The sequence below is a fragment of the Limnothrix sp. PR1529 genome (assembly GCF_002742025.1).
Taxonomy (GTDB): domain Bacteria; phylum Cyanobacteriota; class Cyanobacteriia; order CACIAM-69d; family CACIAM-69d; genus CACIAM-69d.
The window spans coordinates 46,402-60,647 of the sequence record NZ_LIRO01000072.1 but is presented as its reverse complement, the minus strand read 5'-3'; the positions used below and the strand labels follow the sequence as shown (position 1 = coordinate 60,647).

Here is a 14,246-nt window from a genome sequence, read left to right as displayed (position 1 = left end):
CCGGTGGGGGGCGCGATCGAGGTCGCGGGGGAATTGTTTGTGGGATTTGCCTGAACCATGCCCAGAATTCTAAGGTCTTTTGTTCGATCGCGCCTAGGACTTTGGTTGAAGATTCGACGGTTAATCAGCGTCTGACGCGAAGATCACCTGACGAGAAGATCACCCCGATCCCCACCCCCATGCCCGATCGCCCGGTGGCTCCCACCTTGTGTCTGAGGTCTGTTCTCCAGTACAACGGGAATGGATGATTCTGCAACCAACGTTCACCCATTCCCGATCGTCGTTCAATCAATCGCTGTTCAATCGATCGCGGTTGAATGAAAAAAATTTGAGTCGCTTAGCACTCCAGTCAGAGTCAAGAATTCAGTTTAAGAACTCAATCCACTTTTGATGAGCTTGCTATGGAAAGCTGGGCCTATTTGCACTATGCCCTGGCGTTAGAGGCGCTGGATGCCCCGGAACACCTGGAAGACCAAGATCAGGGAACTGATCAGGTCATCGATCGGGCCACGGGGCAGCTCAATCGAATCACCTCGGGCCGAATGCTTCTGGGGGCGATCGCCCTTGGGGTGTTGTCTTGGCCGCTTCTGGCCGAAGGGGCCCAGGCCTATAACAGCCTGCGATTTGGCGATCGGGGCTTGGCGGTTCAAAATCTTCAGCAACTGCTCAAGGGGGCCGGGCTGGAAGTGCCGATTACCGCTGAGTTTGACAGCGCCACGGAACTGGCCCTGCGCAACTACCAACGGCGCACCGGCAAGCTCACCCCCACGGGCGTGCTTGATCGCACCAGCACCCTGATGTTGATGGCGGCCAACGGTGCGCCCGCCCGCCAAACGCCCGCCCCCTACCTGGTGCGCGGAGACCAGGGCCCTTCGGTGCAAGTTCTGCAATGGCGACTGCGACAGGCCAGCACCTTTAACCTGCCCCTGTTGGTGACTGGAACCTTTGACGAAGCCACCCGCACCGCCCTGTTGACCTATCAGGCCCAGCACCGATTGCCAGGAACCGGCGTGTTGGACTTGGAAACCCAAGCCAAGCTCGATGCGGAAACGGTGGAGCCACGCAACCCTTGGCGATCGGACGGCCGCGGCGACACGGGCAACACGAACGATCGGGGGAATCAGCCGGGTGGTTGGCAGCCGGTGATTAACCGTCCGCGCCCGGTGGCTCCGGTGGTGCTGCCCCCGAGCGCTCGCCCCAGCTCCGAGGTGAACACAGGAAGTTATGGAACCCTGACCGCGCCAATCTATGGGGGCGAAACGAGCGATCGCGTGGCCACCCTCCAAGGCAAGCTGCGCACCCTGGGCTTCCAAAAATCGCGCACCAATACGGGTCACTTCGGCAAAGTCACCCAAACGGCCCTGGTTGCCTTCCAGCGATCGCGTCGCATTCCCGCCACCGGCTACGTGGATGCAACCACGGTCAATGCCCTGGCCACCGTGCCCGTTTCCGGCCGCCGAGGCTCTCCCTACCTGCCCGTGAAGCGCCATGTGCGCCGGGCCCGAAACTGGGTGCGACCCGCAACCGATTCCAGTTGGCAGCCTGTTTATAATCCCTGTTGCGTGCGAATCTGTGGCTCTGGCTATGGCGGCTGGCAGTGATTCAGCAGTGATGCTAATTGCAGTTGAGTCTGTGCCCCCGGTTGCGGACGCTTCGGATTGCTTAGGTTCGGATTCTTTGGATTCTTAGGTTTGGCAAATTATCTATGGAAAGTCTTGGCTATCCCCACTTGGCAGCGGCCTACCGGTCTGATTTCCTGGAACTCCCGTCCCTAGAAGCGGCCCTCAGTCGGGCGATCGCCTGGGAGCGGCTGTCGTCCCAAGGTTGGTTGCGCTTTTTGTCGCTGCTGTTGACTGTCAGCATTCTGGGCGCGGCGATCGGCCCGGCCCTGGCCGCTGAGCGTGCGGGTGAAACCCTCCGCAGTGGTGGCGGTGGCGGCGGCGTGGGCGACGGCCCCGCCTTCGTCAATCCCGATCGCCCCGTCACCAAGCCCCTGCCACCCATCACCGTTCGCCCTTGCCCCACCTTTAAAACCATCAGCAGCTACGTTTACCGCCCCCCTTATCTTCGCAATAGCGGCGGATGGGGCGCGGGAGCCGGCCCCTGCTATAGCTGCGTGAGCGGTCGCAACGTCAACACCAGTCGTTTGCAACAGCGGCTGAAAGACTTGGGCTATTTCCGCTTTCGGGTCACGGGGTATTACGGCCCGATCACCGAAGCGGCGGTCAAGCGATTCCAACGGGACTCTGGCTTAGTTCCTGACGGAGTAGCCGGGCCGCGCACCAAAGCGGCTTTGGGTCTGCTGGGCTAGGTTTGACGCGATCGCCCTAACCCAAATCCCGCTCCAGGGCGATCGCCCATTGGGCCGCGATATCAATTTGGGTGAAGGGAATTTTCATGGCTGGGCCGCTGTCCTTGCGCACCAGCTCCAAAATCACCTGCTTGGCTTGAGTGGGATATTTCTCGGGGTTGATCGCCTGGCCATCGGCCATGAGCACCACGCCCTGCACTTGCTCCAGGGAAAGCCGTTGCACCTCGATCGGCCCCTTGCGGTTGGGAATGCCCCAAACCAATTCACGACCCTTTTGGCCCAAGACGGCGTAAATGTCGTATTTGGCGCGATCGAACCCTTTTGCCCAAATTTTGTAAGCCTCTAGCCGTTGGTATTCATTCCAACCGGCATAGGCGAGACCAATAAACAGCCCCAGGAGGGGCAGCCACATCAAACCATGTTCCATAGGGCCGTTGCGGGGGTGCGAATTGGATAATTTGGGAGATGATCTTGCTGATTTTACGGGTCTTGTGGATGTTGTGGATCGCCTAGGTTTGAGTACCTCATGATTTTGATCTAAGGCTGCAACTCAAAATTCTTATCAAAATTTCACTTGAACGAATTAAAAATTTCTGAACTTAATCAATATTAAGTGTTAAGCAAGTTAAAATGATTAACCTAAAATAAAAGTCTTAACTTATTTTCTGAACCATGCCTTATTCACTTTCTAAAGTAGCCAAGCTTAAAAAAATAGGTTCAAAATGGGAATTTCAGTCGGAGGCAAACCTCGAAGACTTCCTGTATTTATGCTTAGATAAAATGCTAGGTGTTACTCCATTAAAAAGACAGTTTCCTATTGGTGGTCAGTTCTGCGACATCTTGGCTGTAGATTCTGATAAAAGACTACTCATTGTGGAACTTAAAAATCAAGAAGACCGATATGTTGTCAATCAAGTATCTCGATATTACGACGCTTTACTAGAAGAGAAGCCGTTGGCTGATTTTGTTGACTACTCTAAGCCTATTAAAATCTTAATAATCTCCCCTGTCTTTCACAGAGATAATCTAATTGACAGAAAGTATAGTTGTTTAGATATTCATTTTTTAACATTTGATTTGTCTATAAAATCTGAAAGTCTCATATTCACTCTCCACAATTTAGAAAATAATGAGTCATCTTCGATCACTGTCTCATATGAGCAGGAATCACAGGAGCGGTTAGTTCAAGAACCACCAAGACGACTGTTGAAATTACTGACTGATGTTGCAGAAACTGAACGACAATTCATTTTGAATGCAAGAGAACAAATACTCGGATTTCATCACCAAATGAAGGAGATACCTATTGGCAATAATATTTTGTATGGCTCTAGTAAAACCAGACCTTGCGCTGAATTGAGATATGATGAAAGCCGCAAAACACCAGCCTTGTTTCTGTGGCTACCGCATGTTACATCAAGAACAATGGGTGCCAGAAAAATTATTGCTAGGATGAAGATCTGGACAGATTGGCTATCAGTAACTTCATTAGGGCATGTTCCAAAGGGGAACGGCAGGATGGTGAGTTATGAAGAATGTCGGCTGGGATCAGTTCGACCTCTGAATAAATTACTACCTCCTAAGCATTCTGTTGAGAGATACTTCACCGATAAGGATTATCGAGAGCGGTTTGTCGAAGAAAGATATAAGAATCAAACTCTAAATCCGCACTATAAGTCAGGTTTGGCAATGCCCATAAAAGGATATCTCTCCTTAATTAAGAACGAAGAAGAAATATCATCCCTGCAAGACTTAATAAACTTGGCACTAGAAGCTTGGCTAGAGAAAATTTAGTACTAGGTGATCTATCTTTGCGCTAGATTGCCACTAGTTTTGCTGTTGTCGGGTTTCATACCTCAACCCAACCTACAAGATCACTTCTGTTTCCCTTATCCTGAACTGATGTTTAAAACTGCTCTACCACGCACCGTCAAGGTGCTCATCAGGCGAGGTAATTGCTATGACTAATTAACTCAATTACCAGTTAATTTAGTTTAATTTAGTCCAATGTGAGCGTTAACCGATCGCCCACTTGCAACATCCTAGATTCTTCGTTGGCAGAGGCAGAATTGGGGTCGATCGCCGGAACTTGGGTATTGATGGCCAATCGGTAGAAGTGATTAAAACGCGATCGCTCGGCCCAAGGTGGCAGGGTGGCTTGGCGCTGGGCCATGAAGGTTTTTTGAAATTGAGCCGTGGGTTCGCCGGTTTGGCTGTTTCGGGTGGGGACAATGCAGCGTTGACAGGGATTCGTGCCCAGAAATGGCACTGCGCCAATTTGAAACGGGATCCCGTTGCCAGCGGTGCTGTAGAGCTGTTCTTCCCAAAAAGGCTCCACCTCGTCAATTTCCAGGTTGGTTCGCAGCCGATCGCGTAGTTCCGCGACGGTCAAGTCTGGAAACCAACTGGCCACCGTTGCGATCGACCCTGTGCTAATCAAGGTGGGGCCCCAAGCGGCCGGATCATCGGGAAAGCCGGCCTCGTGGTTTTGGGCAATGGTGACCGGTTGCTGAAAATAGTCGCTGAACCAGGTGGCTAATGCTTCCTGATCGCGATCTAAATGGAAGGTGGCGGCGGGTTGAGAGCCTGCTTGTAAGCGCAGGGTGACGAGACGTTGGGCTAGGTCAAAGGTCGATCGAATGTGGTGAATGGCGGCGTTGCGCTTGCCGTTAATGAACTTGCCTTGGGTATCGAGCAAGGCAAATTCCCGATCGCCCACTAAGGATCCAGCCGCCGTCAGGGCGACCCGATCGACCGCGACACCATCCAAGGACTTGATCGGAAACAGGGTGATGCGGGCCAGCCTCGGGTAGGTGGACATGGGGGAGTAGAGGGGTGATCGATGGGGCAACTGGCACTAGCTGGCCTGGGCAGACTGCTGATCGTAGCCGTAAAAATCGATCCGATAGTCAGCGATCTTGACCCCCGTTTGGGCCTCGATTTGGGCAATCAGCTCCGGTGGCAGGGTCACATGCACATCGACAATTCGGCCGCTGTCTAGGCAGTTGATGTGGCTGTGGGGGTCGCTGATGTTGCCGTACAGACGACCATCAGCCCGATCGATACATTCCACGATGCCGTTACGGGCCAAGGCTTCCAGGTTTTGGTAAACCGAGGTGTGGCCAATGTCTTTGCCCCGCCGATTCAGTCGGTCATAAATTTCCCGTGCCGATAGGTGCTCCTGATCGTCCCATAGCAGTTCCAAGATGAAGCGGCGCTGGCGACTGACGCGCATTCCCAGGGTTTGGCAGCGTTCTAGGGCATCATCAAGCGATCGAATGGGTTTCACGGGCGGCTTCTCAGCAGAACGGGTTAAACAACTGGGTTTGAGGGCAGGTTCAGGGACGGGCGAGAGCGCGGACGGTCTCTTGACAGCGGCGGGCCGTTCGATGCCGGGGGTGGCTGTCAGGGGTGTAAACCGCTGGGAGATGGGCGATCGGGGCTGGCGTTGTTGCGAGCTTCTACCACATCAGGGGGCTATCTCATACCCGGACTGATTTGATTTTAGCGCACCTCTTGGAAACAAGGGTTTGGTGCGAATGGAATGCTCCCATGGACTGTCTGGGCGGTTCAGTCGATCGCGCTGCTGATTAAACCGCCCATTGAGCCAAATCACTGGTGGTTAAGACTCCAGGGCACTGCCTGCGGGGCCGATCGCCGCCACGGCCGTTTCCAGGGCGATCGCCGCGTGGGTCCAGTGGGTTCCCCCTTGGAAATAGGCCACATAGGGCGCGCGCAAGGGCCCATCAGCCGACAGCTCTGAGGTGCTGCCTTCAATGAATGTGCCCCCAGCCATCACCACTTGGTCTTCATAACCGGGCATCACGGCCGGCACGGGATCCACGTAGGAATCGATCGGGGAAGCCTGTTGCACTGCCCGGCAAAAGGCAATGACCTTTTCGGCACTGCCCAGCTTCAGGGCCTGGATGATGTCGCTTTGGGCTGCGTCCGGAGCCGGATTCACCGGATAGCCCAGGTTGGCAAACACCCGCGCTGCTAGGTAATTGCACTTGAGCGCTTCTCCCACCATTTGGGGAGCCAAGAACAAACCCTGATAGAGCAGTCGGTGTTGGTCGAAGGCCGCCCCGCCCTCGGAACCAATGCCGGGAGCCGTTAACCGACAGGCCGCTTGCTCCACAAGATCAGCCCGGCCGGCCACATAGCCGCCAGCGGTGACGATTGTGCCGCCGGGATTTTTGATCAAGGAGCCGGCCATCAGGTCTGCGCCCACGGCGGTCGGTTCGTTGTCTTCCACAAATTCGCCGTAGCAGTTGTCCACAAAGCAGATCGTGCTTGGGTTCTGAGCCTTCACGATCGCCACGATCCGGCCAATGTCAGCAACGGAGAGGCTGGGTCGCCAGTCATAGCCACAGGATCGCTGGATCGTGACCATCTTTGTTTCTGGACGGATTGCTTGGGCCAGGGCTTCCCAATCGATCGTCCCGGCCGGAGTCAAATCCAATTCCCGGTAGGTGATCCCAAAATCCATCAGGGATCCCTGACCGCTGCCCCGCTTGCCAATCACCTCTTCCAGGGTGTCGTAGGGTTTGCCGGCCACGGACAGCAGCTCATCGCCGGGCCGCAGCACCCCAAAGAGGGCACAGGCGATCGCGTGGGTTCCCGACACAATTTGCACTCGCACGATCGCGGCTTCGGCCTGGAGGGCCCGGGCCATGACTCGATCGAGCGTGTCCCGACCTAAATCATCGTGGCCATAGCCCGAAACCCCCGCAAAATGGTGGGCCCCCACTCGTTCCGCCCGAAACGCATCCAGCACACGCTTCAGCTTGGCCTGCACCGCGCGATCGATTTGCCCGAATCGGGGCCCCAACTCCTCCACCGCTTGTTGCACCACCGCTGCCGCATCCACCGTGACACCGCCCTTGGTGGCCTGATTCATCTGAATCCCCATGACCGAACTAACCCCAAATGGCTTGAATTTTCGTAATTGCGCCCAAAAAATTGCCAAAATTAGGCAAGCTTTCCAAAATACCGCTTCGGTGCTCAATCAAGATCACCAACAACCCAAAATTGAGGGGCAAGGATGCGCTGATTAAGGTCAAAACACAACCAATCTGAGCCGGCCGATCGCCCCTGATCCCCAATGTTTTCAGGGATTCCTGACTTAGACTGGCGTTGATCCCCGGCTTGATCGCGATCAAAAGGTTTCGCGATCCCAAAAATTCCCTAAACCCCTGATCGCGATCGAGCCGCCCCTCTGCGGCTGCTGCCGATTCCTAGATTTCGCAGCGCCAACCCACACCACCGCTGAATTTCGGTCAACCTGGATGCTCAGTCCATTGTGAAGAAATTCAAATAGGAAATGATACGCTGATTTAGCGCATCGATGACATAGGTAATTGAATGACTGCCGCAACGTCCGCACAGAACTTGCGCCCAGACTGGGGCGTAATTATCTTTATGACGGCGATGCACATCGCAGCCGTCGTGGCATTTCTGCCGCAAAACTTTAGCTGGGCAGCCGTTGGCCTGATGATCTTCCTCCACTGGGTGACGGGCGGCCTCGGAATTACCCTTGGGTGGCATCGCCTCGTCACCCACCGCAGTTTCGAGGTTCCCAAGTGGTTGGAGTACTTCTTCGTGTTCTGTGGAACGCTCTCCTGCCAAGGTGGCCCCATTTGGTGGGTTGGTTTGCACCGCCACCACCACCTGCATTCGGACACGGATCCGGATCATCATGATTCGACCAAGGGTTTCCTCTGGAGCCACATCGGTTGGATGATGTACGAAGTGCCCGCCGAAAGCGAAATTCCCCGCTTCACCAAGGATATCGGCGACGATCCCTTCTATAAATTCCTCGATCGTTACTTCCTGCTGCTGCAAATTCCCCTCGCCGCCATTCTGTACCTGATGGGTGGATGGTCGTTTGTGCTCTGGGGCATCTGCGTGCGGATGGTTTCCCTGTGGCATTGCACTTGGCTGGTGAACAGCGCCACCCACAAGTTTGGCTATCGCACCTTTGAAGACTCAGGCGATCGCTCCACCAACTGCTGGTGGGTGGCGCTCCTGACCTACGGCGAAGGCTGGCACAACAACCACCATGCCCATCAATACTCCGCTCGCCATGGTTTGGCTTGGTGGGAAATTGATGCCACTTGGATGACGATCCAACTGTTGCAGTTCTTGGGCTTGGCGAAGAACGTCAAGTTGGTGAAGGCGGAATCGTAACTTGGGGTGAGCGGCCGTTCAGCCCCGATCGCTTGACAACGGTTTGAGGAAAATTCTGATTCAATCCCAGCTTGGCCCCAAAAGCTTCAAAGCTTGATTCAAGAATTGTCTTTAGTCGTTTCAACTCAACGATCTTTAAAACCAGTTGATTAGCCCTCTTTCGCTGTACGGTTGAAAATCCCTACCATTCAATTGCAAATTGATCGACGGGTTGGTTGATTTCTGTCGAACTCAACCCGCGATTAAGCTTTCAGTCTTAAAGCAGTACCCATGGGAGTGCTGCTTTTTTGTTGCCCATGAATTGGGTTGACATGAATTGGGTTGATGGGTTGTTCATGAAGCCATCCTCAAAGGAACTCAACCAGCCGCCATGAGATCGCCGGAGATTAATAGCCGCTGCCGGGCGCACCCGTGCCCCTATTTGATCCGCCTGTTCGCCAATTGGCAAAAAAATCCCGCCTCAAGGGCGGGATCTAATCTTTTGCGGATCTAATTTTGAGTGAAGATTAGATCCAGGTTTGAATGCGCGGCTACAACGATTCCCTGAACCATGCCCGGGACAAGGGTTGTGGGCGAGACTTAGTAGTCGAAGTCGCCGCCGCCCATGCCAGCGCCAGCGCCAGCAGCTTCCTTCGGTTCGGGCTTGTCAACCACAATGCACTCGGTGGTCAGCACCATCGCCGCGATCGAGGCAGCGTTTTGCAGGGCCGATCGGGTCACCTTGGCGGGGTCAACGATCCCAGCTTCAAACATGTCTACGTATTCGCCGCTCGAAGCGTTGTAGCCCACGTTGAAGTCTTTTTCCATCACGCGCTCAGCGATCACCGCGCCGTTTTGACCGGCGTTTTCAGCAATCCGCTTCAGGGGAGCCGTCAGGGCACGAGCCACGATCAGTGCGCCGGTTAGCTCTTCGTCCTTCAGGTTGGCATTTGCCCAGTCGGTCAGGCTGGGAGCCAAGTGCGCCAGGGTCGTACCACCACCGGGCACGATGCCTTCTTCAACGGCCGCCTTGGTGGCGTTGATCGCATCTTCCAGACGCAGCTTGCGATCCTTCATTTCGGTTTCGGTGGCCGCGCCAACCTTCACCACTGCCACACCGCCGGCCAGCTTGGCCAGACGCTCTTGCAGTTTTTCCTTGTCGTAGGAAGATTCAGTTTCTTCCATTTGACGGCGGATTTGCTCGCAACGGGCCTTCACTTCGGCTTCGTTGCCATCGGCCACGATCGTGGTGGTGTCCTTGGTGATCGTGATCCGGCGGGCTTGACCCAGTTGCTCCAGCTTGGTGCTGTCGATCTTCAAGCCAGCATCTTCGGTGATCAGTTGACCGCCGGTCAGGATGGCGATGTCTTCCAGCATGGCCTTGCGGCGATCGCCGAAGCCAGGAGCCTTCACAGCAGCCACGTTCAGCACGCCGCGCAGACGGTTCACCACCAAGGTAGCCAGGGCTTCCTTCTCGATGTCTTCAGCGATGATCAGCAGGGGCTTGCCAGCGCGAGCGGCTTGCTCCAGGATCGGCACCAGGTCTTGCACCAGGGTGATCTTCTTGTCAGTCAGCAGGATGAAGGGGTTATCCAGCACTGCTTCCATCCGCTCGGTGTCGGTGGCAAAGTAGGGCGAGATATAACCCTTGTCGAAGCGCATCCCTTCGGTAACTTCCAGCTCAGTCGTCATCGACTTGCCTTCTTCCAGGGAGATCACGCCTTCTTTGCCCACTTTGCTCATGGCATCGGCGATCATTTGGCCAACTTCTTCGTCGTTGCCGGCGGAGATGGCTGCCACTTGCGAGATGGCTTTGGAGTCGTTTTCGGGGACTTGGCGAGCGTGGGCCTTGATTTGATCCACCAGGTAAGCGACGGCCTTTTCAGTACCGCGCTTCAGGGTGATGGCATTAGCGCCAGCGGCCACGTTGCGCAGACCTTCTTTAACGATCGCGTGGGCCAACACGGTGGCGGTGGTGGTTCCGTCGCCCGCTGCATCGTTGGTTTTGGAAGCGGCTTGGCGAATCAGGGCCACGCCGGTGTTTTCCACGTGATCTTCCAGTTCAATTTCTTTGGCGATCGTCACACCATCGTTGATGATTTGAGGTGCGCCAAATTTCTTTTCGAGCACGACGTTGCGACCCTTGGGACCCAAGGTGACGGCCACGGCTTCCGCCAGGATGTCCATACCGCGCTCAAGGGCACGACGGGCGTTTTCGTTGTAGATAATCTTCTTAGCCATGATCTGCCTGTTGGAGGTTGAAGAATGAGGAGTTTTGCGAAACCCAGGATTGGGCTGGTTAGTCCGGTTTGACGATGGCTGGTTTGGCGATCGGCTTAACCGGGGCGATCGAGCCGAGGAACCGTCAACCCTTGAAGAGCAGCCCTTAAAGAGCAGCGGTCGATCGGGACGGCTCGGGCCATGGCTTAATTAGCCAACAACCGCCAGGATGTCTTTTTCAGAGAGCAGGACGTAATCTTCGCCGCCCAGCTTGATATCCGTGCCAGCGTACTTGGAGTAGAGAACTTTGTTACCAGTGCTGACTTCGGGAGCTTGGCGGCTACCATCATCGTTGCGCTTGCCAGGGCCCACAGCGACGACTTCGCCAACTTGGGGCTTTTCTTTGGCGTTATCGGGCAGGAGAATACCGCCAGCGGTCTTTTCTTCAGCGGCGGCGACTTTGACCAATACGCGATCGCCCAAAGGAGTCACGGTCGATACGCTCAACGATACGGCTGCCATACAGAATCTGTCTCCAGAGGTTTGAAGTGAAAAGCTAGACCAATGGTGAAGCGGATAGGCGAAAGGCTGAAAACCCGTGGTTACGCAGTGCTGACTGCGCGGTGCTGACAGGGTGTCTGTCGCAGCCTGACCAACGGCTTTTAGCACTCTCTCCATCCGAGTGCTAATTTACTGGAGACCATGGGGCCTGACAACAGACCCCTCTGTACGGGTTTCCGAACTGGCAACCAGGGCGTAACTTGGAAAGATCTCGATCGCCCCGCCCAGTACGTCACCCGCCGCCCGACACACCTTGCCAACCACCCTCAGCCCCACCGCATTGCCCCATGGCAACCCCATTGCATTCTTCCCTTGCGAACCCAGAGGCCGATCGACCCGATCCCGATCTCGATCCCGATGCCTTAACCCCTTGCCCCGTCGAGGCCCAAACCAATTCCCCAACCGAGGAGGCCCGATCGCTCCTGCCCGTGGTGCGGACATTGGGAATCGATCGCATCGAACGCCACGTTTTCATTTGCGCCGACCAAACCAAACCCCTTTGCTGCCCCAAGGATGCCAGCCTGGAATCCTGGGACTATCTGAAGCGGCGATTGCGAGAACTGGGTCTTGACGGAACCGGCCCAGGCAACCCCTCCGGTGCAGAATTTTCCCCATCCTCCGTGGTTTTTCGGACAAAAGCGAACTGTTTGCGGGTTTGCACGGAAGGGCCAATTCTGCTGGTTTATCCCGAAGGCGTGTGGTATCGACGCGCCACCCCAGCCGCGATTGAGCAGATCATTCAGGAACATCTCATTGGTGGGCGTGTTGTGCAGTCCTTGGCTTTCTTTGAGCGATCTTTGCCCCAAATGGCTCCCTGAGCGGCGGAACTGGGCAGCCGTTGCACTCGGGAATCAGGACTGCCTAGCGAAATTACTGGTAGCACTCAACACCAGCATTGCCCTAAACTAGGAGGCAGGTTAAAAAAATACCCATCAATCCTGTCCGTAGCTGGTTAACTTGTCCAGCCGTGGTTGGTTTTTCGGATTTCCTGCCCGTGGCCCAACGACCACGACCCTAAGTTCATCCTAGTCGTATGATTACGGCGCATTCCTGCGGCGGATTGCGACAAAGTTTTGGTGAAATGTTGGTGAAATGGCAGTGAAGTGGTTGTGAACAATTGCGGTGAATTTAATTTTCCCCTTAAATTCCCGACCCGTAGGCTATGCAGTTCCTTGGGCTATGCAGCTCCTTGAGCAGCTCATTCAACGGGACTGAAATTAACCTGAGTGATTAAAAAGGTAGGCGATCGCACTCGATCGTGCTAACTTCCGCTCTTCCTAAAGATCTTTTCGCTTCCTATGAGAAGAAGCAATCTTGGTATTCAAAAACGAATCTTACTCATCGATGACGATCCAAATCTGATTTTGCTCGTCAAAGATTATTTGGAATTTCACGGATATGTGGTGATTCCGGCGAGCAACGGTCGCGAGGCCCTGGAACAGCTTGAGCAAGATTTGCCGGATATGATCATCTGCGATGTGATGATGCCGGAAATGGATGGCTACAGCTTGGTGAAATCCGTGCGCCAAGACCCGCGAACGAACTGGATTCCGGTGCTGTTGCTGTCGGCAAAGGGCCAAAGCCAGGATCGAATTAAGGGGCTGACCACGGGGGCCGATATCTACATGACCAAGCCCTTTGAACCGGAAGAATTGGTGGCCCAAGTTGAGTCTTCCTTAAAACAGGCTTCCCGGTTAATTCGTTACCAAGCCAAGGGAGATCGATCGCCCAAATTCAAAGTGCCAAAAGATGTGGAACTGACCCCCACGGAGTCGCGGGTGGTGCAGTTGGTGGCGCGGGGCATGGCAAATCGAGAAATTGCTGAATTGATGAGCGTCAGCCAACGCACGATCGAAAGTCACGTTAGCAATATGTTGGGCAAAACGGGACTCAGCAACCGCACAGAACTGGCACGCTGGGCGATCGAAACTCGAATGGCGTTATAACCAAAAACTTAAGGAAAACACTAAGCAAAAAAATAGATCAGCGATAGACAAAATGCTTAAGCAAAAAATAAGTGAACAGCTTAAGCCAACAACTCAAAAGCAAAACCTCAAACAGAAAATCAAACGAAACCTTAATAAAAAAAGATGGGCGATCGCCTGAATTGGCTAAGATCGCTCATCGCAATTGATATTGATTGAGTGGTGAGTGATGGTCTAGCTACAGCAATCTTGATTGATGGCTTTGGGCGGGCGGTCAATCTGCGATGATCGAATAATCGCCAGCCCATTGGCCACCCGAAAAATCCTAGACCGCAGCCAGCTCGCGAGTGGCGGGGTTCTTGCTGTTGCGGATCCCTTCGATCGCGGTGGCATAATCCGGGGCGTTGAACACCGCCGAACCGGCCACAATCGCGTTTGCACCCGCTTCGAGCACTTGCCAGGTGTTGTCCACCTTCAGGCCGCCATCCACCTCAATCCAAGGATCGAGACCGCGCTCATCGCACATTTGACGCAGCTTGCGAATCTTCGGCAACACACCGGGGATGAACTTCTGGCCGCCAAAACCGGGGTTGACGCTCATGATCAACACCAGGTCGCACAGTTCCAGCGTGTATTCAATCAATTCCAGCGGGGTCGAAGGATTCAACACCACGCCAGCCTTGGCACCCGCTTCCTTGATTTGGGCGAGGGTGCGGTGCAGGTGGGGCGAGGCGTTGTGCTCTGCGTGAACCGTGATGTGGTCAGCGCCGGCCTTGGCGAACGCATCCACATATTTTTCCGGCTCGACGATCATCAGGTGGACATCGAGGGGCTTTTGGGTGTGAGGACGCACGGCTTCAACGATCAGCGGGCCGATCGTGATGTTCGGCACGAAGCGACCATCCATGACATCAACGTGGATCCAATCAGCACCGGCAGCATCTACGGCCCGAATTTCTTCACCCAGGCGGCTGAAATCGGCGGATAGAATGGAAGGGGCGACGACGATGGGCTTTTGGCTCATGGTGGGTGCGTCCTCTGGGGGCGGGCAAGGGTAGAAA

The 14,246-nt window shown here is 54.8% G+C and carries 15 protein-coding genes; 7 read left to right on the top strand and 8 right to left on the bottom strand.

Annotated elements, in window-relative coordinates:
• Positions 1 to 401: 401 nt before the first annotated feature.
• Both AMR42_RS12010 and AMR42_RS12005 read left to right on the top strand, forming a co-directional pair.
• Positions 402 to 1,601: a peptidoglycan-binding protein gene (locus AMR42_RS12010; RefSeq protein WP_099533737.1), complete on the top strand. Its 1,200-nt coding sequence runs from the start codon at positions 402 to 404 to the stop codon at positions 1,599 to 1,601.
• A gap of 104 nt (positions 1,602 to 1,705) precedes the next feature.
• Positions 1,706 to 2,311 carry a peptidoglycan-binding protein gene (locus tag AMR42_RS12005; protein ID WP_099533736.1) on the top strand — a complete coding sequence of 202 codons (606 nt, stop codon included), beginning with the start codon at positions 1,706 to 1,708 and terminating at the stop codon, positions 2,309 to 2,311.
• Positions 2,312 to 2,327: 16 nt separating this feature from the next.
• On the opposite strand, the gene AMR42_RS12000 is transcribed toward AMR42_RS12005, so the two are convergent.
• Positions 2,328 to 2,738 carry a hypothetical protein gene (locus AMR42_RS12000; RefSeq protein ID WP_099533734.1) on the bottom strand — a complete coding sequence of 137 codons (411 nt, stop codon included), beginning with the start codon at positions 2,736 to 2,738 and terminating at the stop codon, positions 2,328 to 2,330.
• A 245-nt stretch (positions 2,739 to 2,983) separates the two neighbouring features.
• On the opposite strand from AMR42_RS12000, the gene AMR42_RS11995 reads away from it, so the two are divergent.
• The gene (locus AMR42_RS11995) at positions 2,984 to 4,105 is read left to right on the top strand and encodes an endonuclease NucS domain-containing protein (RefSeq protein WP_099533732.1); all 1,122 of its coding nucleotides are present in this window, start codon (positions 2,984 to 2,986) and stop codon (positions 4,103 to 4,105) included.
• A 205-nt stretch (positions 4,106 to 4,310) separates the two neighbouring features.
• On the opposite strand, the gene AMR42_RS11990 is transcribed toward AMR42_RS11995, so the two are convergent.
• The 3 genes from AMR42_RS11990 to AMR42_RS11975 form a co-directional block, all read right to left on the bottom strand.
• Positions 4,311 to 5,132 carry an MOSC domain-containing protein gene (locus AMR42_RS11990; protein WP_099533730.1) on the bottom strand — a complete coding sequence of 274 codons (822 nt, stop codon included), beginning with the start codon at positions 5,130 to 5,132 and terminating at the stop codon, positions 4,311 to 4,313.
• A gap of 36 nt (positions 5,133 to 5,168) precedes the next feature.
• Positions 5,169 to 5,600, bottom strand: a complete 432-nt coding sequence (locus AMR42_RS11985) for a Fur family transcriptional regulator (RefSeq protein ID WP_347278305.1) — start codon at positions 5,598 to 5,600, stop codon at positions 5,169 to 5,171.
• A gap of 333 nt (positions 5,601 to 5,933) precedes the next feature.
• A complete protein-coding gene (locus AMR42_RS11975; protein WP_099533754.1) occupies positions 5,934 to 7,181 on the bottom strand; it encodes a methionine gamma-lyase family protein in 1,248 nt (415 codons plus the stop codon).
• A 494-nt stretch (positions 7,182 to 7,675) separates the two neighbouring features.
• On the opposite strand from AMR42_RS11975, the gene AMR42_RS11965 reads away from it, so the two are divergent.
• Positions 7,676 to 8,500 carry an acyl-CoA desaturase gene (locus AMR42_RS11965; RefSeq protein ID WP_099533726.1) on the top strand — a complete coding sequence of 275 codons (825 nt, stop codon included), beginning with the start codon at positions 7,676 to 7,678 and terminating at the stop codon, positions 8,498 to 8,500.
• A gap of 579 nt (positions 8,501 to 9,079) precedes the next feature.
• Here AMR42_RS11965 and groL read toward each other — a convergent pair.
• The gene (gene groL / locus AMR42_RS11960; RefSeq protein WP_099533724.1) at positions 9,080 to 10,720 is read right to left on the bottom strand and encodes a chaperonin GroEL; all 1,641 of its coding nucleotides are present in this window, start codon (positions 10,718 to 10,720) and stop codon (positions 9,080 to 9,082) included.
• 34 nt (positions 10,721 to 10,754) lie between these two features.
• Here groL and AMR42_RS20485 point away from each other — a divergent pair, with 34 nt between their 5' ends.
• Positions 10,755 to 10,913: a hypothetical protein gene (locus tag AMR42_RS20485; protein ID WP_158234460.1), complete on the top strand. Its 159-nt coding sequence runs from the start codon at positions 10,755 to 10,757 to the stop codon at positions 10,911 to 10,913.
• Here AMR42_RS20485 and groES read toward each other — a convergent pair.
• Complete coding sequence (groES, locus tag AMR42_RS11955) at positions 10,910 to 11,221, bottom strand: co-chaperone GroES (RefSeq protein ID WP_099533722.1); 312 nt, start codon at positions 11,219 to 11,221, stop codon at positions 10,910 to 10,912. The two genes, AMR42_RS20485 and groES, sit on opposite strands and share 4 nt — an antisense overlap.
• 168 nt (positions 11,222 to 11,389) lie before the next feature.
• Positions 11,390 to 11,560 carry a hypothetical protein gene (locus AMR42_RS21190; protein WP_190404994.1) on the bottom strand — a complete coding sequence of 57 codons (171 nt, stop codon included), beginning with the start codon at positions 11,558 to 11,560 and terminating at the stop codon, positions 11,390 to 11,392.
• Here AMR42_RS21190 and AMR42_RS11950 point away from each other — a divergent pair.
• A complete protein-coding gene (locus AMR42_RS11950; RefSeq protein ID WP_234406965.1) occupies positions 11,548 to 12,078 on the top strand; it encodes a ferredoxin in 531 nt (176 codons plus the stop codon). The two genes, AMR42_RS21190 and AMR42_RS11950, sit on opposite strands and share 13 nt — an antisense overlap.
• Before the next feature lie 480 nt (positions 12,079 to 12,558).
• Positions 12,559 to 13,206: a response regulator transcription factor gene (locus tag AMR42_RS11945; RefSeq protein ID WP_099533721.1), complete on the top strand. Its 648-nt coding sequence runs from the start codon at positions 12,559 to 12,561 to the stop codon at positions 13,204 to 13,206.
• 304 nt (positions 13,207 to 13,510) lie between these two features.
• Here the strand turns inward: AMR42_RS11945 and rpe are convergent, their stop codons facing one another.
• Complete coding sequence (rpe, locus tag AMR42_RS11940; protein WP_099533719.1) at positions 13,511 to 14,209, bottom strand: ribulose-phosphate 3-epimerase; 699 nt, start codon at positions 14,207 to 14,209, stop codon at positions 13,511 to 13,513.
• Between the last annotated feature and the right edge of the window lie 37 nt (positions 14,210 to 14,246).